The sequence below is a fragment of the Arthrobacter sp. GMC3 genome (assembly GCF_002929305.1).
GTDB lineage: Bacteria > Actinomycetota > Actinomycetes > Actinomycetales > Micrococcaceae > Specibacter.
The window spans coordinates 129,164-151,672 of the sequence record NZ_PJIO01000006.1; the positions used below are offsets into that span (position 1 = coordinate 129,164).

Genomic DNA, 22,509 nt, shown 5'->3' on the forward strand with positions numbered 1-22,509 from the left:
CCCCACCAGGCTTTTGACTACTGGCCTGCCGCCAGTGCACTACACAATTCGGGGCTGGATGTCTGACCTGAAGAATCGACTGTCGAGGGCCTGGGGCGCCGACCGAGCCCAATCCCCCAGGCCCCATTCGACGTGTGGCTTAGCCGAAAACCATCGGGGAACCATATCCAGGACTTTCCCGGACGATTCAGACGATCTGCAGCTCTCCCATTTCGCCCTCAACTCCGACTACCTCCAAAGGAGTAATCCTTTTGAGCCCCGGCGCTATGAATCGGTGGCGTTCTCAAAGGTCTGGATGGACCGACCGGCCAGCCGCGGAATGATCTGGGCCGTCCCTATCCGGTCAATGTGCCCGTAACCGCGGTGCGCGGCAAATCCGGCAGCATCGGTGTAGCGTTCCAGAATCACAATCTGAGCTGGGTCCTCCGCGCTTTGGAAGAAGTCGTAAGAAATGTTCGCTTCCTCCGCACGAGTGGCGGCGGCCATTTCGCCCAGCAAACCGAGCACGGTATCTATTTCACTTGGCTTGACGGTGTAGCGGACTACTACTTGAAAGAATGACTCTGGCATCTGGGCTTTCCTTGCTCGTAGGCGTGTGAAGCGACGCGATTCAGACCAACCCTAACCGGTCACTTGCCCGGGTGGCGGAACAGGCCGTCGAACAGCAACCCAACTAGGTACGCTGCTACGCGTTCCGGGTCAGTGGTGCGGCCTTCCAGCTTCGAAGCCGTCACATGGAACCATGCCGCCCCAAACACGAAATTCACTGTAAGGCCGGTGTCAAAGTTGGTGTGGCTCCAGTGGCTCAGATTGGCAAGGACCACAGATTCCACGGTCGCCAAGTTCGGGGCAATCCGGCTCTGGTAGTAGGCGGCAGCCTGTTCCGACTCCCGGAACAATGCGACGCCGAGCATCTCGGAGATCTCATCCATGGCACGGATGAGATCCACAAGGAACAGCCTGGTGCGTTCCCTCATGTCACCACCCGACTCGTCGAACTCTCCCGGCGGCGTCCCGGAAGCTTCGACGAGGTGGGCTACCGCGGCCTCAAGCGGTGCACTGATGGCCGCCTCAAACAGGCTTTCCTTCGAGGAAAAATGCCGGTACATCAGCCCTTCATTGATGCCGGCCTCCGCCGCGATGTCGCGGGTGCGGGCCCCGTCCAGCCCCTTCTCAACGAAGACCTTCCGGGCTGCCAGCAAAATCAGGGCCCGGCGTTCACCCGATGGCACCCGCCTTTTCGACTCCTCAAGTTTGGCTTTGGGGATCGCTTTTGCGGCTTGTGGTGATTGAGGGGGCATGCGTGCAACTCTATCGTTTGGCCGCCGTTGCGGATCCCCGGACCGGCTCGCTCGTGTCAATAGCGCCCCAACCGGTGTCGGCCAAGGGGACCGCACGGTACGGTCCTTTATCGAATTTGCGGAGCCGAATCCGCATCCATGCCATGGACCATGGCCAGACCAGCGGTGCCCGGCCGTGCTTGTCGTCGAGGTAGTAGCTTGAGCACCCGCCCAGAACAAAGGTGGAGGTCTTCAACTTTTGATCACAGATGTCGTTGAACTCATCCTGGGCTTGCTGGGTGACCTCGAGGCTGGCCAGGCCGTTCGTCCGCAACGCCTTGATGGCTCCGACCAGATAGTCGGTCTGGGCCTCGGCCATGACAAATCCCGACAGGGTGCCGATGTTTGGTCCAAACATCGTGAACGCGTTGGGGAAGCCGGCAACGGAAGATCCTAAGTAGGCGCGGGGGCTGCCCTGCCAGGTCTCTTCCAGGCTGCGCCCCCCGATCCCGTGGATCCGGGAGTTGATGGGGTGGTGCTGAATGGTCTGGAATCCGGTGCCGAAGATGACGACGTCGGCCTCAAAAGTCTGGCCGTCGCTGGTAGTCACGCTTGACTCGCCCAGTGATGCTGCCGCCGAGGTGACCAGGTTGACGTTCTCCTTGGCCATGGCCCGGAAGTATTCATTGGACAGCCCGAGGCGCTTGCAGGTTGGCGCGTAGCTGGGAGTCAGGTCCTCGCGAAGCTGGGGATCCTTAATGAATCGGCGCATGTGGAACTTTCCGACCACGCCGGTGGCCCGCGCGATCTTCGGGTGGCGAGTCGCCGCGAGCAAGAACACGTCCATCGGTGCCCACAAGACGTACCGGGAAATTTTGCTAAGGATTGGGAATTTTCGCAGGAGCGCTTTCTCTACGCCCGTGACGTTCCAGTCCGGTTTGGGCATCACCCATGACGGCGTCCTTTGCAACACGGTCAAGGACTCTACTTCCGGCTGGATCCTCGGGATGAATTGCACCGCGGAGGCTCCGGTACCAAGGACGACGACCTTTTTCCCCCGCAGGTGAAGGTCTTCTGGCCAGTTTGTCGAGTGGAACATCTCGCCGGTGAATTCCGAAAGCCCGGGAAGATCAGGTATTGCCGGTTCGTGGAGCGGGCCGGCTGCTGTGACGAAGGACCGCGCCAGGTAGATGCCCGAACTTGTCTGAATGCGCCAATGTTGTTCTCCCTCAATCCAGCTTGCGTCGAGCAACTCGACACCAAACTGGATGCGGCGGCGGATATCGAACATCTCGGCAACTTCGACCAAGTAGTCCTTAACCTCACCCTGCGGGGCAAATACCCGCGACCACTTGTTGTTTGGCGCGAACGAGAACGAGTACAGGTGCGAGGGAATGTCGACGGCGCAACCTGGGTAGATGTTGCGGTGCCAGGTGCCGCCGATCTCATCCGAGCGCTCAATGACCACGAAGTCATCGATCCCCGCACGATGCAAGCCCACCGCTGCACTAATACCGCAAACACCCGTACCGAGAATCAAGACCTCTACGCTGCGCGGCTGAACGCTTTCACGCTCCAGGCCAGCAGCGTCGCTGTTTTTGGTTGACTCATTTGCTGCCATCTCGAGCTCCTTCATCGTTGAAGACGTTGCGCAATTTCTATTGCGGTTGCGCAGGCTGTCCCCTAGCGTAGTAAGTACTTACTTACATGTCGAGAGGTTTTGCGATGCAAATTCCAGCCGCCGTCTTGCGTGGGGCCCTGCGGACAGTACGTCCCATGTTCGCCACCGAGCGTCTCTCTATCGGAGTCAAACGTCGGGTGGTCGATGTCATCGGCGGCGTCAGCCGTCCCCCACGCGGAGTACCAATCGTCAAATATCGGCTCGCGAATGTGCCGGTGGAGCGGTTGACGCCTCCCGGAGGCGGACCGGCCGGTGTACTCATTTATCTTCATGGCGGCGGCTATGCGCTGGGCAGTGCGCGCGGATACCGCGGCATCGCGGCGCGGCTGGCAATCGCTGGTCAATTCGAAGTCATTACCGTGGACTACTCGCGGTCTCCGGAAGCACAGTTCCCCACTGCCCTGCATGAGGCACGTGATGTGTTCATGGCGCTCGTGGACAGCGGCCGAGATCCGAAAAGAATAGTAATTGCTGGCGACTCGGCCGGTGGCGGACTGGCGTTGTCACTCGCCAAGTACCTACGGGATGAGTCGTGCCCGGCCCCGGCCGCACTCGGGCTAATCTGTCCGTGGATGGATCTTGTCAGCGATTCAAACGGGACGCGCATGAACCGGACCGACCCCTTGATCGAGACGGGCATGATTCGCGACTGGCTCGTTCCTTATGTTGGGACAGGGGACGTGCACAATCCGCTGGTATCCCCCGTCTATGGAGACCTGAGCGGCCTGCCACCCATCGTTATGCAGTCCTCTGGCGATGACCCCATCGGCGCCGATGCCGACTTACTTGAGGACCTTCTTAGCGGCGCTGGGGTGTCAGATGAGGTATTTCGGCATCGTCGTCACCCCGGCCTTTGGCATGTTTTCCATCTGCAGGCCGGCTTTCTCCCGCAAGCAGATGCGGCGCTTGAACACCTGGGCACCAGCCTGCGGGAAGTCGCGGACTGCGGAAAGTTCGTCAGCTAAACGCCGCAGCGGCCTGGCCAGGAATGCTGGTCCAGGCCGCTGGGTACTGGAATATACCGCCAGGACTATCCGGCCACCGGGTCCGGCACACCAACCCCAAAGGCCCGCATGGACTGCGCAATCATCCGGTAATACCCAGCCAGGCCAATGAGGGCGTAGAGGGCCCGGGCTCCAACAGCGTCCTGGAGCCTGGCGAACTCGGCGTCGGATAAGATTCCGTCGCCAAGGAACGTGCCCATCAAATCAAATGCGGCCTGCTCTTCGGCGTTTTGCACAGCGAAGGTGCCGGCGCGGATCGCGGCTATCTCGACGTCGTTCAATCCAATCGCTCGTGCGATGGGCTCGTGGGCGTACCATTCGAAATCACTGGCTTCAAGGGTTGCCACCCTGAGGATGGCAATCTCACGCGTGCGGTGGGTCAGTGGCGAACCGGAGTTGAACACCGCACCAAGGTTCTGGATGGCGACACCCAGCTCCGGATCGAGCAACATGAGCCCGAAGGGCCCCACCAAGGCTCCCTTGGAATCCACCAGCGAAAAGTCCTGCTTCCCCGCCGCACTTGTGGCCAAACTGTCGTAGAGTGCCGCCTGTTTGATGTCGAGTTGCTCTCTTGTCAGGGGTGTAAATCGTTCGTTCATGCTCATCTCCTAGTGTGCGACGCCGGGCCCCACCACCGTGAGGCGGATGAGGTTTCCAGCGGGTTGGGTGGGTATTTCAAGGGGAAAGATCGGGATCAGTGGCCGAATTTTCGGCGTCGGCCTAGCCTGCCAGTGTTTTCGTTGGGGAAGGGCTTTCTTGGTCTGCCGAAGCAAAATCCATGCCTCGGGTTTCCTTGGCAGTGGCGGCGGCAATGGCTGCCAGGACCATTCCCATGGCACCGAATATGGCCACTGGCACCCATCCGTCGGGTCCGGGCCGCTGGATGGCGGCACCAATGGCCGGGGCGAATCCGACCAGGACCAGGCCCAATTGCGTACCGACAGCAACACCTGTGTAGCGGACCTCGGTGGGGAACATTTCGGTGTAGAAGGACGCCTGCACCACATTTCCGGCCACGGAAACGACCTGTACGGCCAAGAACGCGGCGAGAATCAGGGCAACGTTGCCGGTGTTCAGGGCCGAGAAGATCGCAAAAAAGCCGACGGCTATCAACAGCACGCTGCTGATGAAAACCGGTTTGCGGCCGATCTTGTCCGAGAGGATGGCCATGAACGGCTGCACAACCAGGCCCACGATTCCTGAAAGCGCACTGATCATGATGAGCGTCGTGGCATCCACGCCGGCGGTCTTCGTTCCGTAGGCCAGGGCAAAGACGCCGATGATGGAACCACTCAGGGCGAAAAGGCTGCAGAAGATGACACGGATGAGGTTTTTCCAGTGGTAGCGGAAAACGTCCAGAATGGGGACGACCTTGACCGCAGGAGTGTCGTCCCGGGTCACGGTAAAGACCTCAGGCTCGTCCACCTGGGAACGGATCCAAACGGCAACCAACATCAACGGTCCCGCCATCAGGAAGGGAATGCGCCAGCCGCCGCCCAAAAGGAAGTCCTGGCCTGCTGCCGTGATGGGCATGAACGATATCCCGGCGAGCAGGGATCCTGCCACAACGCCTTGCATGGTCCAGCTGGCATACAGCCCACGCTTTTCCTTGGGTGCGTGCTCGGCCGTCAGCGTATTGGATCCGGCCTGCTCGGCACCGGCGGAGACACCCTGCAGCACGCGCATGGCAATCAACGCGATAGGTGCCGCAGCACCGAGGACGTCATAGCCGGGCAGCAGGCCAATAATGAAGGTGGCGCCACCCATGATCAGAAGTGTGATGGTCAGGACTGCTTTGCGGCCGATCCGGTCACCTAGCCCTCCGAGGACGACGGCGCCCAGCGGCCGAGCGATGTATGCGACACCGAAGGTGCCAAGTGAGGCGAGAAGCGCGGCCTGGTCGCCAAGTCCGGCAAAGAAGACCTTGTTGAAGACCAGTGCGGAGGCAGTGGCGAAGATGACAAAATCAAAGTATTCAATAGTGCTGCCGGCAAAGGCGCTCACGGCGGCCCGGCGAGCCATGTTGGGCTGTTTGGTTGATTTCCTCGAGGGACGAATCGCGGGGGAGGATGTCATGGTGGGGCCTTTCACTTCGCTGTGAATCGGATCGAGCGCTGGTGGGTGGATGGGATTCGGGCCAGCCTTAGGCCAGCCGATCCCAAATTTCCCGGGCGATATTGCCAAGTTGTCGGGCGCCGTCGTCGTTGAGGTACCCGGCTGTACGGAGTGCGCCATCGTGCTCGGCCATGGCCGCCAAATAGTCGTGGCGGGTTGGAAATGCTGCATGCACCCGCTCCGGGGGGAAGAGGGACATGGTTCCGTAGACCTCTCCCCCATTGGATCCAGCGAAACTGGCCATCGGGCGGACCATCAGTCCGTAGCGAAGGCCACCTTGCACGTTACCGTCGGTGTCCCGGGCCAGGGAGCCGTCGGGTGCCGTGTCGAAGTGGACCGAGGGCGGCGCCTCTTGTCCCTGCCCTGCCCAGGCCACCAGGGCGTCCATGGCGGCGGTTATTGCCGGTTCCAGCGGGAACAGGTTCAGTGAATCCAGGAATCCGTGGTCCATGGTGCGCGGCAAACGTCCTGCCCGGCGGATCTCCTCTGCGGCCGGGATCACTGTGGAGCGCAGGTCAGTATGGGGCGTGCCTGCCACCATGTAATGGCGTCGCAGCGGACCATCAAGGAACCCCGGTTCCAGGAGCCCGGCTCCGGCCCCAAAGAGGGCAACATCGCCCTCGGACGTGACGGTGATGTGGGGTACCTCCAGCTCAGGCCGGGCGTACTCGGCGACCGTGAAGGGTGACGGCCCGGCTGCCGGGATTCCCTGCCGCAAGGGCCGTATTAGGGCTCCCCCTGCGGTGGCCAGGTACCCGTCAAAGAGGGGCGCGCCGTTCGCCACGCTGGACGGCCTGTGGAACATGTCAATCCAGGTGTTCAAGTAGATGGCGGACTGCGATTGGCCGATCAGAAATACCAGCCCGGGACCCTTGGGTCCAGTGATAGCCTGCCCGGCGGGACTGCGTAAGAGAGTGCCCACGTGGGTGAAAATATCCCATGCAAGCCCTTCTTCTGACCCCGGCAACTCCTGGAACGGGTTCCACGAACCTTCCACTGCCTTGATGGTTGAACGGGCTGCGGCGTCAGGCAGATCCCAGTTCAGTTCGCCGTAGCGGTCAGGATTAAAGTTCTTCAGCGCGTCCACGTTGAGTGGCTTTGAGGTGACGCCGACATAAGTGTCCCCGCGCCCCATCCAGTGACTCCAAGCTCGGCGCCAGTGGTCTTCGACGTCGAAACCATTTGAGGCATTGAGGATGTCCACCCATACAACGCCACTTGAATTAGAGTCGTCAGCGGGACGGCGGACCAGCAGTCGATTGACGTACGGAACGCCGGCTTCATCGACCAAGGGTTTCCCGTTGTCGTCGGCCGCATAAACATTGGCCGTGCCAGAGACAAAATACTCTTCCTCGAGGTAACCCGCCCCCGCAAGATCGATTGGTTCGATGGCACGGGCCATGGTGGAAAACGGATAGCTGACGGAGGTGACCGGCAGCGGTCCCTTCAAGATCGGCACATCCGCCAAGGTGGAGCGGGGATCGTCGGAAATGAGCATCGTTTGTCCTTGCAATCAAGATGGTGTTACACATCACATCGTGTAAAACCACTTTGGCACTCGGTTGCCATAACCGTCCAATACAAGTCTTGGATTGGAACTATAACGTTTGCTTATTTATGGCAGGTGTCGGGAACAACTCACCAGCCACCTCAAGGACCTTGAGGAGCGCGCCGAACCCTTCGGTATTCCGCCACGCGAGGACAGATCGAAGTCGGCGGTCTACATCGGAAAGTGGCACGAACGCCACTCCGCTTGACCACATCTCAAACATCGGATTGGGCATGACGGAGATGCCTACGCCGGAACCAACCAATGCCAACATGGTGAAAGTGTCCGGAGCCTCCTGAACCACCCTGGGCGAAAAACCTACGTCAAGGCATGCCTCCACGGCCATATCGCCGAGCCTCAAGGCCGCCTTGCTCGCAATCAACACAAACGGTTCCTCCGCCAAGGCGGCCAATGCCACCTGACTCAGACTCGCCGCCGGGTGGTTTAGCGGCACGGCGGCGCACAGGGCTGCGGCAGAGATTAGGCGCGTCGATATTCCAGGCATTTGGCGCGATTCGGCCATGAACCCCAGGTCCAGTTTGTTGCCTGCAAGCTCTTCCAAGACCCCGGCTGTGTGCAGGGATGCTGAAATCTGCAGATCTATCCCGGGAAACCGCCTTCGAACTTCACCCGTGAGGGCTGAGATAGCCCGGCTTGCCATGCCTCCAGCAAAACCCACGCGGACCACGCCTTGATCCGCATCCACGGCGTTCAGGGCGGCGCGCACAGCTGAATCGGCGACTCGCAGCGTCTCAAGGCAAGACGGCAGGAACGCCGTACCGGCCGAGGTGAGGCGCACGGCGCGTGAACTCCGTTCAAACAGTTGAGTGCCAACAGCCTGTTCCAACTTGCGGATCTGCTGACTAACTGCCGGTTGGCTGATGTGCAGGAGGACGGCGGCACGACCATAGTTCAGTTCAGTTGCCACAGCAACAAAAGCACGCATCCAGCGAAGTTCCATAGACCCAAGGGTAAACGGCCCAGCCCCGGTGACGCGCGGCAGCCCCACTTTCAAACCCGCAAATGTGCACGGTCTTTTCGACTAGCCCACGAGGCGTACTGCCAGTACGGGACGTTGCTATTGGTTTCCGGTGTTTCGCCGGGCATGACCTATAGGAGCTTGGGCGCGGCCAATCATTTGGTCAAAGTCTTGTCTGCTGGCCTGATCCTCACCTTTCAAATGGGGGCACCATGGAAGGTTGGGTACCAACCGAAATTCAACTCCGGGCATGTGGCCTTCATTGGCCTGGGGCAGGCCCGGCGGCCAATTTTCAATGCAGAAATCCCCTGGCTTGCCACGAATAAACCCTGTTCATAGTAAGGACAAAGATTCGTTCGGTCACCAGCAGACATCTCCCCCGGGCCACCACCAAGTAATGGAATTGCAGGTAGGTCAAGGCGGACGAAGGAATTTCGTTCAGGCGGCGATCTACATGTCTTGGGACTGCTGTGGAATCCGAAGAGTCTCGCGGGAGCTTCCTTGTTATCGACATGGAGGCGGATGCACAGGTGCTGGTATGAGCTGGTTTTGGCGGGGTCTCTCGATTCGGAGCGCGGATCTTCTACATACTCCGCCCGGAGCCGACGGTGGGGCCGGGCTCGTCGAGGGTCGTGGGCTTCGGCGCACGGAGTCGTGCTTCCTGTTGCTGCGCCTGTGCGGCTCGTTCCTCACCCTGTTGCCTCTGTTTGTTGCCGTACTGGATGGTCCAGAAGATCACGGCGGCCAGAACAAGGAAAGGGAAGATCTGGTTGACCGTGAAAGCGACAGAGTAGGGCAGTACCAAGCTGCTGAAGGCCTTGATCAGGGCTTCAAGCAGGAACGATACGCCCCATACCGTGTTGATCAAGTACTGCCCCTTGCGGAATACCGGGTATTTGTCCCACAGGTCGTACCACTCCTGAATGCCACCACGCATTCCATCCGTGCCGAACTTGAGGCCAAAGAAGAACATCAGCGGTTTCGGAAAGATCGGGAGGGCCGAGATCAGGGTCACCAACCCGAATCCACCGGTCAGAGCGGAATCCTTGAGCAGCAGGATTCGGGCATCCTGGCTGCCGATCAGGCTGACCGCTGCCGAGATCAGGATCGTGACCAAGATGATAATGGACACGCCACCGAGTTTGTGAGTGCGAAACCAGTTCGCGAACATGCCAGTCAGTGGGCCGACGCTCGCGATCAGGTAGGCCACGGTGTCTGAGGCCCCCAGTGCTTGTGCGACGGAGAACGCAAGGATTGCCAAGCCGATGTCGAAAACCACCGTGAGTGCCAGGCTTGCGAATAGAGAGCGTTTGCTGAATTCTCGACGCGTATCATCAGCGTCTACTATGATCGCCATGGCATTACTTTACATTTCCCTACGTAAAGATGGAAGACTGCACAACATGCTTAATTGTTCCGAATTGGTGCCGCCGCCATGAGTCCGGCACGGACTGCGCCCGGCCTGGCCTCGGTCGGCTACCTGTTCGGTACCATCGGCGCCCAAGCGGTTCCAGGCACCGTTCTCGTGCCGCTCCTTACAGATCTGGGCATGTCAGTTTCGGCCGCTCGCACCCTGTTGCACCGGATGCGTGAGGCAGGATCATTGTCCGCTGAGCGCATCGGTCGTGTTGCCATCTACCGGCTCGCCGGTAGATACTTGGCGCAGTATCAGGGGATTACGTTCGGTGGCGAAACAGCGAACTGGTCCGGAGCGTTCGACGCGATACTTTACGACATCCCCGAGGTCCACCGGGCCGAGAGAAACCGGCTGCGCGAGCGGGCGTTCGCGGCAGGGTTCGGGGCACCCCGGTCCGGATTGTTGATCGGGGTCACCGATCCCGACCGGTGGGCAGATACCTGGCTGAAGCGAGAGGACCTAGCCGTGGAACGGGTGCGCCTAGGCTGCGATCTTGACACCGCGCGTCGACTAGCCGACCAGGCCTGGGGCCTAGCGGAAATCGCCGCCGACATCGAAGCTTTCAGGGACCGGATCGAGCTCATCGGCCGCCGCGTGCACAATCGGCAGCTCACCAACCACCAGGCTCTCACGAACCTCTATGACCTCTGGCAGGAATTCGTACGAATCCAGATACAGACTCCATCACTCCCGGCCGAACTGTACCCGGAAGAGTGGCATCTGCCCGAAATGCGGGCCGAGGTGTACCAGGTCAATGCTGTGTTGCTTCCGTTGGCGAAGCAGCACACCCAGGCCGTGATCGATGAGGCCGCTGCTACCACGTTGGTCGAGCTGGAGCCGCGCACCCCCCGCAGCGAGAAGGAGGGACACACGCAAGTCGCCGCATCCTCAACGTCAAGTTCCTCTGCCGCAGGCACTGCTGATCCACCCCCGCAGTGATTGGCACTTGTGTCCAAGGTGCGGTTCTAATGGGGTCAATAGCCCGGCCTCCGGCGCAAAAGTGTCAGCGATGGCGTCAACGGTGCCGTGCCGTTGGGCCACCCCCTCACAGGACGTGGTTGGCGGCGGCCAGTTCTACCGCCCCAGCGACGGCTTACTAGTAACCAGAAATGCGCAACTCAGAATATGCTGACCGAAAGAAGCAGCCAATCCATGAAGTGGTGCAAAGCATGAACTTGCGGGGATTAAGTACGATCAACTTCTGGGCCCCGGATGTTGCGGCAGCCACCGCCCGGTATGCCCAGTTCCTGGGCTTGGATTCCTTTTTCGAGCGGCCTGGCCCGGAGGAAAACCTTGCCTACACCGGGTTTCCCCTGAGTGACTTCCCGCATGAGCTTGGCATCATCGATAGCCGATGTAACCCATCGCCAGCAGCATCGGAGCAGTCATTGGTCGATCCGTTCGGCAGTTTTTTGGGCGTCATGCCCGGCCCCCAGTATCGTCAACCACTCCCAACATCAATTGAGGCCTTGCCATGAATGCGCTGGAGTTTTCCGATGCAGCCGGATGGGAGTCATGGCTGACAGTCCAACACGAGCAACAGACCGAGGTATGGCTGCGGATCGGCAAACGCCATGCGGGTATCCCGCTCGTCACGATTGCTGAGGCAGGCGCATTGGCACTTTGCTTCGGGTGGATCGACGGTCAGCGCAAGGCCTGCGACGAAGTGTCATTTCTTCAACGGTATTCGCGGCGCAGGCCCGGGAGTTCGTGGTCAAAGGTCAACGTGGCGAGGGCCGAACTACTCATCAAGGCTGGTCGCATGCGACCTCCCGGGTTAAAGGAGATCGAAGAGGCCAAGACCGATGGACGATGGGAAGCCGCCTACGAATCGCAACGCACCGCCAGGGTGCCCGCAGAGCTGACGGCGGCGCTGGAAGGCAACCCCTCGGCGTTGGCCGCCTTCGAACGTCTCAGCCGATCGGGTCAATACACCCTTTTCCTGCCGTTGCTGAAGGCCTACACGCCCGAGGCTCGCACAAACACTCTCACCCGCATCATGACGCGGCTAACCACCCAAATTTAGCCCCGCGGACAACACCGTCGTAATGACCGCCGTCGAAATTGGGGCCAGGACAGGCCTGAGTCACAAAGCCTGGCCATCGCGCGTTTGGTGGTCCAGCGCATCGGCGACGAATCCGGATGATTCCCAAGCCCCAACGCTGAGGACACTGTTCGCTCCTCAACAACAATTCGGAGAATTCACTTAGGACCGATCCGGCTGAGGATCCGTTACAGCAGAGCGCCCGCGAAGCGCTGGTCCGGGGATTCCTCTGTCCAGATAGAGGCTGGATTGCGGCCCTGCAAGGAGTGCGGGGCAAACCCTCCTGCATCAACTTCCCGCGCCAAACGCGACGGACGGATGCCCATAGTTGGCCGATGAACAGCCGGGAACTAATGCGCTTCCTACTATTCAGCCCAGTCATGGCTCTGGCCGACAAAGGCTTTTTTGTCCGGCCCAAGTTTTCCCACATGGAACATTTCCCATCAGACGGATTGGTTCCGCCTCACGCTGGGTTGCCAGTTCAAAACGGCGGCAACTAGTTGCTCCCGAGTCTGGGCACCGTCGAGCCGGAGCACGGGCTTGTTGAGGCCCCTAAGCCATTTCTCGTGACGGGCACGGCTCCTTCCTTTGAATATCGGATCGTCATAGCCCTGTGCCCATTCAAGGAATTGTCCCCAAGCGACCTCGTCGAATTCGCCTCCGGCCCTCCGTGTGATCTCACGGGTTTCGAGCCGATGCATCCGTTCCTCAAAATTGAGCGACAGGAAAATGACAGCATCACATTGATCAACAACGCTTTCGCCCCAACCGAGCATTGAACCCGAGAGGACCCAAGCTCCCCCCGGAACGAACAACCTTTGCATCAGATTCAAGCGCTCATTTTCGGGACGCATATTCACGTATGGCGGATCTGACGGTAGCCAAAAATAGTCATCGGCGTCGGCATGAGGCACTGACCAATGGTTTGCAAGGGAACGAGCCAAAGTCGTCGTGCCGGAACCGCTAGCCCCCGTTACATGGATTCTCGATCGTTTCATTCCTGAAATTCTTGCATGCAAGACTAAACACCTCGGCGAGATCGGCTACGTCGCTGCAGTGCCTGATCGTGTCACCCGGCATGCCAGAGTTTCATTGAGCGCGATGGAGTATCAATTTGAAATTGCGTCAGCCAATGGAAGGACCTGTTCTGTGGGTCTCCCACGCATTTGCTTTTCCTTCAAGTCTCGGGAGGATTATGTGGCAGTGCGGCCAATCATGGCTGCCTATGAACTGGACGACTTTTGCACAGCAGGTGGTGGTGTGGATTGGTCACAGGTATCAGACATCGGGGCCATTAGTGACGGGACTTGAACGCTCCTCGACTGTGCCTAATACAACTCACCTCCGGCTGGCCCCACATGAATGTCCAGCAGCACCGGCCCCGGCCGCAGCAGCGCCTTTTAAAGTGCGCCGTGAACGTCGGATGCTTCCGTGACATGGTCGGCCGGAACACCGAAGCCCCTGGCTAATTGCGTTAGGTCGATGTCGGGCAGGTCAAGGCCGGGTGCATTGGGCACACCGAGCCGACGGCCAAACGCTTTCATGGCCGCGTATCCGGAGTTGTTCAGCACGGCAAACACCACGTTGGCGCCGCGCTGTGCCGCCGTCCTTAGGGACTGGATCGAGTACAGGCTGGATCCGTCGCCAATGATGCAGACCACTGTGGCTCCGGGATCGGCCAGTGCCATGCCGACGGCGGCGGGCATCCCCCAGCCGAGCCCGCCGCTGGCGGCAACATGGAAGCGCTGACCCATGATGATGGGCAGGTGTGTGTGCATGGCGTTGCGGTGTGTTGGTGCTTCCTCGACGAACACGGCGTCGTGCGGCAATAGCCCGGCAAGAGTCTGCAGCACGAATTCCGGACTCATGGACTCGACGGGGGCAACAGCCTCTGAGGCGCCTGCCGCCCGTCGCTTCGCGGGCCTGCCGGACACTATCTGCGCCAATGCTTCCAACGCCCGGCGAGGCGAGGAAACAAGGCTCTCCCCCGCCAAGGCGGAGACTGCCTGCCCCGGATTGGCCGTGATGTGGAACAAGGTAGTTCCCGAGGGCACCACCGGCCCGGGCGTGTAAACGTGCAGGGTAAACACCGGCGCACCCACCACCAGGACGGTGTCGTATTTGCCGAGCTCATGGTTCAACAGTTCGGCCACGGGCTGCAGGAACCCGGCAAATCGCGGGTGGTCCTCCGGGAAACTGCACCGCGACGACAACGGCACCACAAGGACGTCAGCACCCAGCTTCTCCGCGAGGGCGACGGCGGCGAACCGGCCATCGTCGGCGTCTACCTCTGCGCCAAGCACCAGTGCAGGCCGCACCGAGGCATCGTGTACCGCCGCTATCCTGGCCAACTCCGCCGACGACGCCGACGCACCTGCCTTGACCACCCGTTGCACCAGGGGCTCAGCCGGCTGGTCCCAGTCGTCCTCCGGAATCGAGACAAACGTTGGTCAGGCCGGCGCCTGCTGGGCCATGAAGAACGCCTGCGCAATTGCGGCGGGGACATCCGCGGCGGTGGCCGGTTCAATGCTGAACTTCACATACGGTTGCGGGAATTCCGCGGCGGAGCGCGCAAACAAGTACGGCTCGTTGGCCAACAGTGCGCGGGTTTGTAGCCCAGCCAGCACTACCAGGGGCGTCTGGTTGCGTTCGGCGGTATAGAGACTGCCGAGCGCATGTCCCAGGCCCGCGGCTGAATGGACCATTGCCACGCCCACCTGGCCTTTGGCTTGGGCGTAACCGTCGGCCATGGCAAGGACGGAGGCTTCCTGGGGTGCCAGCACATAGTCCAGCCCTTCGGGCCAGTTCCGGAAGAAGCGCATTTCCGTGGATCCGGGGTTTCCAAAGATCTTCGTGACCCCCTGTTCTGCCAGAAAGCTGTGCACCACATCGCGAACGGTGGGGCTCACAGCGATGCCTCCAAGGCGTCCAAGATTCCGGAACTCGAGACCGGGACGGCGGTTCCCCGGATAAGGCTTGGGTTCAGTGCCGCGACGGAGGGTGCCCCGATCAGGGCCAGCGTTCTGTCAATTTCCTCGCTGAGAATGTCCAGCATTTTGGCTACACCGGACTCGCCACCCACGGCCAGGCCGTACATCCACGGCCGTCCCACCAGTTCGGCCTTGGCGCCCAGTGCCATGGCCATGACGACGTCGGTGCCGCGGCGGATGCCGCCGTCGAACACGACGTCCGTTTGGTGGCCCACGGCCGCAACCACTTCGGGCAGCACGTCAAGGGAGGCGGGGATCGCGTCGGCTTGGCGGCCGCCGTGGTTGGAGACGACGACGCCGTCGGCTCCCCTGTCCACCGCGATCCTGGCATCGGCGGCACTCATGATGCCCTTGACCAGAAGTTTGCCCTTCCATTCCTCCCGAAGCCGGCTGACGTCGTCCCAGGAGTAGGCAGGGTTGAGCAAGTCCATGTTGAGCTGGGCCAGGGAGGCGGCGGAGTTGCTGCGGCCCACTCGCAACCCCACCAAGTTGGCCATGGTGATGGGTTTGCTGGTCACCAAGTCCAGCAACCACCGAGGGTGGCTCATGACGTCGAGGGCAGTATTAGGATTGATCCGAACAGGGATGGTCATGCCACTGCGGTAGTCACGTTCACGGGCGCCGGTCACGGGCACTTCCAGGGTAACCACGAGCGTGTCGCTGCCGGCATTGCGGGCGCGGTCAACGAGGGTTTTGGTCAGGTCCCAGTCACCCCACGGGTAAAGCTGAAACCACTGCGGGGCGTCGACGCCGCGGGCCACCTCGTCCACGGACATGCTGGATGCCGAGCTGACGATCGAAACGGTCCCGCGGCTGGCGGCGGCGCGAGCCGCGGCTAGCTCGCCCTGGCGTCCGGCCAGCCGGGACAGTCCGGTTGGTGCAAGCAGAACGGGCGTACGGAACGATTGCCCCGCAACAGTGATGGATTGGTCCCGTTTGGCTCCTCCGGCTAGAAGGCGTGGCGCCAATGTGAGTTTGCCAAACGCTTCCCTATTGGAGCGCATGGTGCGTTCGTCCTCGGCTCCGCCGTCGATGAAGTCGAAGACCAGGCGGGGAAGCTTGCGCTTGGCCGCCAGGCGGAGGTCGTCAAGGTTGATGATGCGGGTCATTATTCTTCCTCATGGTTGAAGGCGGGGGTGCGCGGAATAAGCATCAGCAAGACCGCGGCGCACAGGGCGGAAACGGCGAAGAACGCGAAACCGATCAGCGGGCTGCCGCCGGAGACGATCAGGCCGATGATGATCGGGCCGAAGATGGTGCCGATGCGGCCCGCACCAAGGCTCCAGCCGAGAGCGCTGGCACGGTGGCGGGCCGGGTAGGAACGGCTGACGAAGCGGTTGATGAGGATTTGCCCGCCGTGTCCGCCAACCCCGGCAAGTGCGATGGCCAGAAGGAGTGGCGGCTGGGGCATCTTGATCATGAGGGCGGTCAGGGCCACTGCCATGCCAAGGAATGTCAGGACTACGATCTTCTTGCTGCCCCAGCGGTCCGTGGCCATGGCGATCAGGATGGAACCGGCGAAAATCATGGACGCGGCAACGTAGGGGCGGCTGAAGATGCCGCTCAGGCGCTTGTCGTCGGCCGCTTCTGCGCGGCTGGCTGCGGCGGAATGGACGACGGCGGCCGGGGTCGCGGGCAGGCCCAGATTGGTGCGCAAGGCTGCGGCCTTTTCGGTGCGGCCGGTGGCATCAAGGAAGATCAGGGATTCGGGTAGCTTGGACAGGATGACCGGCAGCACCAAGATTACCGGGACGATGCCTAGGAAGAAGACCCAGCGCCAGCCCAAGTGTGGGATGACCACGAGCGCGGACAGAGCGGCGATGACGCCACCGATCGGCACACCGGACAGCATGAGGGTGTAGGAGAGGGTGCGGTGGACGGCGCAACGCCGAGTTCGACGGCGGCATCCTTGAGTCGCAGGCTGCCCACGTCTCGGAGGTGCTCAAGCAAGTGCAGGGCGTTATCTACCGCCTCAATGGGATAGTTGGGCTTTTTCTGCAAGGGCAATTTCTGCATAGTAGAACACTACTGCCGCGTCCATCGGATGTGGCAGCCCCGAGGTCCATAATGGGAGCATGACAACTCCACCAGTAATCATCAGCCTGCCCATCGCAGATCGCCGCAAGGCCTTCGCGTTCTACAGCGCTGGACTTGGACTACAGGCCGTGGGCGAGCCAGCCGACGACGGTGTCCCTGAACCACTGCAGTTCCAGCTCAATGACGGAATTCGGCTCATGCTCATTCCTGCCGGAGGCTTTGGGCGGGTTGTCGGCAACCGCGAAGTGGCCCAAAGTGGCCAGAGCGAGTGCTTCATCAGCATCACAGCCGGTAGCGAATCGGCGGTTGATCAGCTGGTCCGCAAGGCCCAGCAGGCGGGAGCCACAATCGTCACCGATCCCACGCAACAGCCATGGGGCTATGCGGGCACATTTACCGATCTTGACGGCCATGTTTGGCAGGTCACGGCGGCTTCACCGCCGGACTGAAAGAGTCTGCTTCATCCTTAGTGCGCATCGAGGCCTGGTCAGTCGGGGGTCAAGCAAATCAGGGTAGGGCCCCATCTTATGACCGCGATTGCGATCCTAGGGCAAGCTTTTGTAGGGATTCTCCGGTCGGCCCCCGCCGCCGTAACATCACCTCGGAAGGCCCCTTCGGCGGTGGGGCATGACGGCCACCAGTGCGGGCTATGATCGCGTCGACGCTGCGCTGGTCGAGTAGTTTGCCACCGGATATCCTGCGCACGGTGTCGTACTGTCTGGTCACCCCTGATCTGGGCCAGGACCTCGAGTCCAGAAAAGTCGGGTAGGTAGAAGGCCAGGAGCACGACGTCGGGCGCCAGACTGTCGATCAGGCCCACTGTTTCTGTGCCCGAGTGGGCCTCGCCGACCACTGTGAATCCTGGGTTCGAGGCCACGAATTCGCGGTTGAATTGAGCTACGCCAAGGTCATCCTCGACGATGAACACCCTAAGCGTCCTAACCCCAGGCCTCCAATGAATGCTTCAGCAGGCTCGGCAACGACGATATCCCCGCTGCCGAGCGGCAATGTGACAGTAATCCTGGCCCCGTGAGCTGCCCGACGCGCACCGGACTATCAAGCTCGCGGATCCCCGTCCGCCCGGTTACTGCAGCTAGGGCGCCGCCACCGCGTTCATGGGAAATGAAGGAAACTGCGTGCCTCACGCGGCCCAGTTCAAGCAGCCCGGAAATCACGTGGGGCTTGTTGGCGAAACCGTGGGCCTGAGCGCGCAGGAGGTGGACTTCCATGCAACTTACGACTCACCCTACGGACCGGAGGCCGAATATTCTGAGCGCGACAATTCCCGCATCGAACCCCGGTCCAACGATTCTGGCATGTGGTCTGCTGCGATCTTGTCCGCCGCCCCAGCCACCAAAACGTAGTTTCGCATTGGCCCGTTCATTCCCACTTCGCCCATTCGCCAAGAACAGGGAACCACAAAGCCCATCGTCTTCGGACACGGATATTTCCTCACAATCCATTCGTTTCATTTACCTCTAGGATCCTGGCGACAAGTGCTGCCAGCAGCGCCGTTCGACGTGGAATCTCGGAGACAAGAACATGTTCGTCGTCTGAGTGGGCCCCGCCGCCGACTGCGCCTAGTCCGTCAAGGGTGGGGACTCCGATGCCGGCGGTGAAGTTGCCGTCCGAACATCCGCCGACCTCAGCGCTGGTGAGGGGTTCCAAGCCGAGTTCGTCTGCCACAACTTGGGCAAGGGCGAAGAGTTCCTGGCTGGATGTCGTCTCCATGGGCGGACGATCCGGCCCGCCGCTGACGCTTACCCGGGCACCGGACAGAAGCGGCGAGAGTGCCCGAAGTTCCCGGTCCACTCTTGCCAGCTCCGGGGCCGACCATGCCCTGACGTCCACAGCTACACTTGCCTCCGCAGGAACAGTGTTCGTCGTTGTGCCGCCGCGCCCGGCAGTTGGCACCACGCTTGTCCCCAACTCCAACGATCCGAGCGCGGCGATGCGGGTTATCTGGTGCGCCAATTCGACGACGGCGTTGACGCCCAGGTGCGGTTCCAGCCCGGCGTGAGCGGCACGGCCAGCCACCGAGACCTCATAAAGGGATGCCCCTTTCCGAGCGCACTTTAGGGCTCCATTATCAGCCGAGGCTTCCATGACCAACGTTGCCAGTGTTCCTCTAGCGGTCTCTTCGATCAGCCGCCGGGAACTGCCTGAGCCGATTTCTTCATCCCCGGTGATCAGAATCGAGACTGGAGCTCTTGTCCCGAGCGCGGCAGCAGCGTGCAGGGCCATAACAACGCCGACTTTCATGTCAAAGCAACCTGGCCCCCGCACAATTCCTTCGCCTATCGAGAATGGAATCGAATCCAATGTACCAACCGGCCACACGGTGTCATAGTGGCCCAGCATGAGTACTCGGGGCAGATCATCCGAGAGCGTCCACCGAAGATGCGTGCGACCATCGATTACGATCCGTTCGGCCTCCTTGCCCAAGATCCGGCGACCCAGCGTCGCCACGACCTCGGCTCCCGCAGCCACGGCCAAAAAGTCCTCGGAGGGCGACTCACACTCAACCAGTGCGCGAACATCTTCTAACATTTGCGGAAGTCTTCGGGTGAAACCCGCTACTAGTTCTGCGTTCATGATGGCTCCTCGGCGTGTCGTTGAGAATGGAAAGGCGAAAGTGCAAATGCGGCGGCGTGGCTGTACAGGGAGCGGTTGCGGCGTGCCCGAGAACACCCGCCCCACCGAGAGAGTTGTGGCGAACGTGGTGGGCGCTCACCAACCATCACCGGATGGTGATTCTTTTGTCGACAGGCCGTTCCGTGACGCTGACCGGCTCCTCCCCCATGGCAAGTATGTTCGTTGTGGAAGTGTTTCCGTTCGTCGCCTGAGGAAAATCTGAAGGGCCCAGTTCGTCCCCTGAGACGATAAAGGTGCATTGTGGTCGAACTCCACCCGTAGTCTCACTACTAGTGAGAATTGGTGCTGAACCACGTTATTCACGCTGCCAGGTGACGCCGTCCGGTCACGCCGACCAGGACTGTGTCACGGTTACGTTGGAGGGCTCATTCTGTTGCATTTCCTGAATAGGTCATCGAAGGCAAAGCTGCGTTCCTCCCATGACAGCCAACGGATATGCCCGGCCACGAGGCGACTTTCTGAGCTTTCCATCGGGTAGCTGCAACCTCGGCGCGTGAAGAAGTTTTTCGGCGCTAAATAAAAACATTCAATACCTTGACGGCCGTCATATGAATGATATTCTTTCGGCATGACGACCCCCACAACCACGACTAACACTGCTGTTCGGGACATAGAAGAATCCGTTCGGACCGACTTCCGCGAGACCATGTCCTACGGTCGATATTTGGATCTCGACCGACTGCTCACTTCCCAACATCCACTGAGCAAGCCCGAACATCATGATGAACTATTGTTCATCATCCAGCACCAGACGAGCGAGCTGTGGTTGAAACTTGTCTTGCACGAGCTCAGGGAGTCACGGCGACTCATGGACGAATCCGATCTCGGCAAAGCATTGAAATGTCTGGCCCGGGTCAAGGCGATTCAACGAACAATGACGGAACAGTGGTCTGTACTCGGGACACTCACGCCACGCGAGTATTCCCAGTTCCGGGGCGCCTTGGGGAGCTCATCGGGATTTCAGTCGTACCAATACCGAGCGGTCGAGTTCATTCTCGGCAACAAGAACGCCAAGATGCTCAAGGTTTTTGAGAGTGAGCCCGAAGCTCACGAACTGCTCTCCGGGCTGTTGAACGAACCGACTGTCTACGACGCGTTCCTGCGAGCCTTGGCGCGGGAGGGGTACGAGGTAAGTGAGGAAATCCTTCAACGAGATGTCCGCTTGCCCTGGGTCTTTCAGGAGTCCCTCGTTCCCGTTTTCAAGAAGATCTACGAATCGGATGAGACGCCATGGGGATACTACGAGGCGTGCGAGGATCTGGTCGATCTTGAAGACAACTTTCAGGCATGGCGATTCCGACACCTGCGGACGGTTCAGCGGACCATCGGGTTTAAGACGGGGACCGGCGGATCATCGGGCGTCGATTTCCTCAGGCGAGCATTGGATTTAACGTTCTTCCCAGAGCTGTACGCAGTACGGACTGAAATCGGCAACTAAGGCTTCCAAGAAACCTCTTACGGAACATGAAAGACGGCACGATGACTTCCACATCCGAGCACACTGCAAACATTGCGTCCCTGTTAGACGAGTCCGACCCCCTACGGAGGTACCGAGACTATTTCGTGGCCCCCGCAGAAGATCAGATCGTTGCCTACCTTGACGGAAACTCCTTGGGTCGACCCTTGGCTGCCACGAAAGGGCGAATGGCCGATTTCATCGACAACGAGTGGGGTGCGCGGCTCATCCGGAGCTGGGATGAGCGATGGATGGACGAACCGACTAGGGTCGGCGATACGTTAGGCGATATAGTGCTTGGCGCCGCTTCAGGTCAGACCGTCATTGGGGACTCCACCTCCGTCTTGCTCTACAAGCTCATAAGAGCAGCCATGGACGGATCGATTCGTTCCCGTCGAGACGAGATAATCGTGGATCGGGAAAATTTTCCGACGGACCGATTCATCGTCGAAGGAATCGCCGCCGAATGCGGAGCGAGAATCCGATGGATTGAGCCCGATGCAGCCACAGGGGTTCACCCCGAGGACCTGGCCGGTGTCCTCGGACCACGGACGGCCGTAGTCGTTCTTAGCCATGTGGCATATCGCTCGGGTTTCCTGGCCGACGCGCCCGCCATCACCTCACTCGTAAAAGCCGAAGGCGCATTGATGCTGTGGGATCTTTGCCACTCGGCTGGCTCGGTCCCCCTGCACCTGGACGAATGGGGCGTGGATCTCGCAGTTGGTTGCACCTACAAGTACCTCAACGGTGGTCCCGGGGCACCGGCGTTTGCTTACGTCAGGAGTGAATTGCAAGGCCGTCTGCAGCAGCCGATCTGGGGTTGGATGGGCGCCAACCAGCCTTTTGGCATGTCAGCAAACTATGAACCGGCGGCAGGAATTCGTAGGTTTATCACTGGGACGCCGCCAGTCCTCGCGATGCAGCCCCTAAAACACATGCTTGAACTCATTGCCGAATCCGGTATGCCCGCAATCCGCGCGAAGTCAATTGCACTTACCGCCCATGCGGTCACTTTGGCCGACCGGTGGCTGGCACCACTTGGGGCTGAAATGGTCAGTCCTCGAGAACCTACCGAGAGAGGCTCCCACATCACAATCAATCATCCAAAGTTCGCGGAAGTAACTGCACGGCTTTGGGAGCGCGGCGTGATCCCCGACTTCCGTCCACCCCACGGACTGCGCATTGGCCTATCACCCCTCAGCACTAGTTTTGCCGAACTTGAAGCAGGCATGTCCGCCGTTCGCGAAGTCCTCACCGAGGTCCTATAGTGCCGATTTTGGATGACACCTCCTCACGGCCAGG

The 22,509-nt window shown here is 60.4% G+C and carries 23 protein-coding genes and 1 pseudogene; 8 read left to right on the forward strand and 16 right to left on the reverse strand.

Annotated elements, in window-relative coordinates; all coding sequences use genetic code 11:
* Window positions 1–264: 264 nt before the first annotated feature.
* From CXQ94_RS11790 to CXQ94_RS11800, 3 genes are read right to left on the reverse strand one after another with little or no spacing between them, the layout of a single operon-like run.
* Window positions 265–570: a putative quinol monooxygenase gene (locus tag CXQ94_RS11790; protein WP_104090276.1), complete on the reverse strand. Its 306-nt coding sequence runs from the start codon at window positions 568–570 to the stop codon at window positions 265–267.
* A gap of 59 nt (window positions 571–629) precedes the next feature.
* Entirely contained in the window at window positions 630–1,301 is a 672-nt protein-coding gene (locus CXQ94_RS11795; RefSeq protein ID WP_104090279.1) for a TetR/AcrR family transcriptional regulator, read from the reverse strand.
* Window positions 1,302–1,311: 10 nt separating this feature from the next.
* Window positions 1,312–2,901: an NAD(P)/FAD-dependent oxidoreductase gene (locus CXQ94_RS11800; protein ID WP_181034182.1), complete on the reverse strand. Its 1,590-nt coding sequence runs from the start codon at window positions 2,899–2,901 to the stop codon at window positions 1,312–1,314.
* A 104-nt stretch (window positions 2,902–3,005) separates the two neighbouring features.
* Here CXQ94_RS11800 and CXQ94_RS11805 point away from each other — a divergent pair, with 104 nt between their 5' ends.
* Window positions 3,006–3,926, forward strand: coding sequence for an alpha/beta hydrolase (locus tag CXQ94_RS11805; protein WP_104090283.1), 921 nt, complete (start codon window positions 3,006–3,008; stop codon window positions 3,924–3,926).
* Window positions 3,927–3,991: 65 nt separating this feature from the next.
* Here the strand turns inward: CXQ94_RS11805 and CXQ94_RS11810 are convergent, their stop codons facing one another.
* The 5 genes from CXQ94_RS11810 to CXQ94_RS11830 all read right to left on the reverse strand — a co-directional run bounded on the left by CXQ94_RS11810 (window position 3,992) and on the right by CXQ94_RS11830 (window position 9,965).
* Window positions 3,992–4,564 carry a carboxymuconolactone decarboxylase family protein gene (locus tag CXQ94_RS11810; protein WP_181034183.1) on the reverse strand — a complete coding sequence of 191 codons (573 nt, stop codon included), beginning with the start codon at window positions 4,562–4,564 and terminating at the stop codon, window positions 3,992–3,994.
* 121 nt (window positions 4,565–4,685) lie between these two features.
* Window positions 4,686–6,041 carry an MFS transporter gene (locus CXQ94_RS11815; RefSeq protein ID WP_181034184.1) on the reverse strand — a complete coding sequence of 452 codons (1,356 nt, stop codon included), beginning with the start codon at window positions 6,039–6,041 and terminating at the stop codon, window positions 4,686–4,688.
* A gap of 67 nt (window positions 6,042–6,108) precedes the next feature.
* Window positions 6,109–7,578: an alpha/beta hydrolase domain-containing protein gene (locus CXQ94_RS22615; protein ID WP_181034185.1), complete on the reverse strand. Its 1,470-nt coding sequence runs from the start codon at window positions 7,576–7,578 to the stop codon at window positions 6,109–6,111.
* A gap of 100 nt (window positions 7,579–7,678) precedes the next feature.
* Window positions 7,679–8,590, reverse strand: a complete 912-nt coding sequence (locus CXQ94_RS11820; protein ID WP_104090290.1) for a LysR substrate-binding domain-containing protein — start codon at window positions 8,588–8,590, stop codon at window positions 7,679–7,681.
* A gap of 601 nt (window positions 8,591–9,191) precedes the next feature.
* Entirely contained in the window at window positions 9,192–9,965 is a 774-nt protein-coding gene (locus CXQ94_RS11830; protein WP_104090296.1) for a VC0807 family protein, read from the reverse strand.
* A gap of 78 nt (window positions 9,966–10,043) precedes the next feature.
* Between CXQ94_RS11830 and CXQ94_RS11835 the strand changes: the two genes are divergently transcribed.
* The 3 genes from CXQ94_RS11835 to CXQ94_RS11845 all read left to right on the forward strand — a co-directional run bounded on the left by CXQ94_RS11835 (window position 10,044) and on the right by CXQ94_RS11845 (window position 12,051).
* Window positions 10,044–10,964 carry a PaaX family transcriptional regulator C-terminal domain-containing protein gene (locus CXQ94_RS11835; protein WP_146070292.1) on the forward strand — a complete coding sequence of 307 codons (921 nt, stop codon included), beginning with the start codon at window positions 10,044–10,046 and terminating at the stop codon, window positions 10,962–10,964.
* A 170-nt stretch (window positions 10,965–11,134) separates the two neighbouring features.
* The gene (locus CXQ94_RS11840; protein WP_219817034.1) at window positions 11,135–11,503 is read left to right on the forward strand and encodes a hypothetical protein; all 369 of its coding nucleotides are present in this window, start codon (window positions 11,135–11,137) and stop codon (window positions 11,501–11,503) included.
* On the forward strand, window positions 11,500–12,051 hold the full coding sequence (locus tag CXQ94_RS11845; protein WP_104090302.1) for a YdeI family protein: 552 nt from the start codon (window positions 11,500–11,502) through the stop codon (window positions 12,049–12,051). Before CXQ94_RS11840 ends, CXQ94_RS11845 begins: the two co-directional genes overlap by 4 nt.
* 461 nt (window positions 12,052–12,512) lie before the next feature.
* Here the strand turns inward: CXQ94_RS11845 and CXQ94_RS11850 are convergent, their stop codons facing one another.
* The 6 genes and pseudogenes from CXQ94_RS11850 to CXQ94_RS23050 all read right to left on the reverse strand — a co-directional run.
* Entirely contained in the window at window positions 12,513–13,067 is a 555-nt protein-coding gene (locus tag CXQ94_RS11850) for an AAA family ATPase (protein WP_104090305.1), read from the reverse strand.
* Between the two features lie 402 nt (window positions 13,068–13,469).
* Window positions 13,470–14,456: a thiamine pyrophosphate-dependent enzyme gene (locus tag CXQ94_RS11855; protein ID WP_146070293.1), complete on the reverse strand. Its 987-nt coding sequence runs from the start codon at window positions 14,454–14,456 to the stop codon at window positions 13,470–13,472.
* Window positions 14,457–14,519: 63 nt separating this feature from the next.
* Window positions 14,520–14,978 (reverse strand): thiamine pyrophosphate-binding protein, encoded by a 459-nt coding sequence (locus CXQ94_RS11860; protein ID WP_181034186.1) that lies wholly within the window; start codon window positions 14,976–14,978, stop codon window positions 14,520–14,522.
* Entirely contained in the window at window positions 14,975–16,168 is a 1,194-nt protein-coding gene (locus CXQ94_RS11865) for an alpha-hydroxy acid oxidase (RefSeq protein ID WP_104090313.1), read from the reverse strand. The genes CXQ94_RS11860 and CXQ94_RS11865 overlap by 4 nt, the downstream gene beginning before the upstream one ends.
* Entirely contained in the window at window positions 16,168–16,911 is a 744-nt protein-coding gene (locus tag CXQ94_RS11870) for an MFS transporter (RefSeq protein WP_104090315.1), read from the reverse strand. The genes CXQ94_RS11865 and CXQ94_RS11870 overlap by 1 nt, the downstream gene beginning before the upstream one ends.
* Window positions 16,912–16,928: 17 nt before the next feature.
* Window positions 16,929–17,075: pseudogene (locus tag CXQ94_RS23050) on the reverse strand (IclR family transcriptional regulator); the annotation flags it as partial.
* A 59-nt stretch (window positions 17,076–17,134) separates the two neighbouring features.
* Between CXQ94_RS23050 and CXQ94_RS11880 the strand changes: the two are divergent.
* A complete protein-coding gene (locus CXQ94_RS11880) occupies window positions 17,135–17,545 on the forward strand; it encodes a VOC family protein (RefSeq protein WP_104090318.1) in 411 nt (136 codons plus the stop codon).
* A 38-nt stretch (window positions 17,546–17,583) separates the two neighbouring features.
* Here the strand turns inward: CXQ94_RS11880 and CXQ94_RS23315 are convergent, their stop codons facing one another.
* Window positions 17,584–18,024: a response regulator gene (locus CXQ94_RS23315; protein ID WP_181034187.1), complete on the reverse strand. Its 441-nt coding sequence runs from the start codon at window positions 18,022–18,024 to the stop codon at window positions 17,584–17,586.
* Between the two features lie 208 nt (window positions 18,025–18,232).
* Between CXQ94_RS23315 and CXQ94_RS22620 the strand changes: the two genes are divergently transcribed.
* Window positions 18,233–18,460, forward strand: a complete 228-nt coding sequence (locus CXQ94_RS22620; protein ID WP_181034200.1) for a hypothetical protein — start codon at window positions 18,233–18,235, stop codon at window positions 18,458–18,460.
* Window positions 18,461–18,548: 88 nt separating this feature from the next.
* Here CXQ94_RS22620 and CXQ94_RS11895 read toward each other — a convergent pair whose 3' ends face one another.
* Entirely contained in the window at window positions 18,549–19,646 is a 1,098-nt protein-coding gene (locus CXQ94_RS11895) for a M20 family metallopeptidase (protein WP_104090608.1), read from the reverse strand.
* A gap of 673 nt (window positions 19,647–20,319) precedes the next feature.
* On the opposite strand from CXQ94_RS11895, the gene kynA reads away from it, so the two are divergent.
* Window positions 20,320–21,189 carry a tryptophan 2,3-dioxygenase gene (kynA, locus tag CXQ94_RS11900; protein WP_104090326.1) on the forward strand — a complete coding sequence of 290 codons (870 nt, stop codon included), beginning with the start codon at window positions 20,320–20,322 and terminating at the stop codon, window positions 21,187–21,189.
* A gap of 41 nt (window positions 21,190–21,230) precedes the next feature.
* Window positions 21,231–22,475, forward strand: coding sequence for a kynureninase (locus CXQ94_RS11905; RefSeq protein ID WP_104090611.1), 1,245 nt, complete (start codon window positions 21,231–21,233; stop codon window positions 22,473–22,475).
* Window positions 22,476–22,509 lie beyond the last annotated feature (34 nt).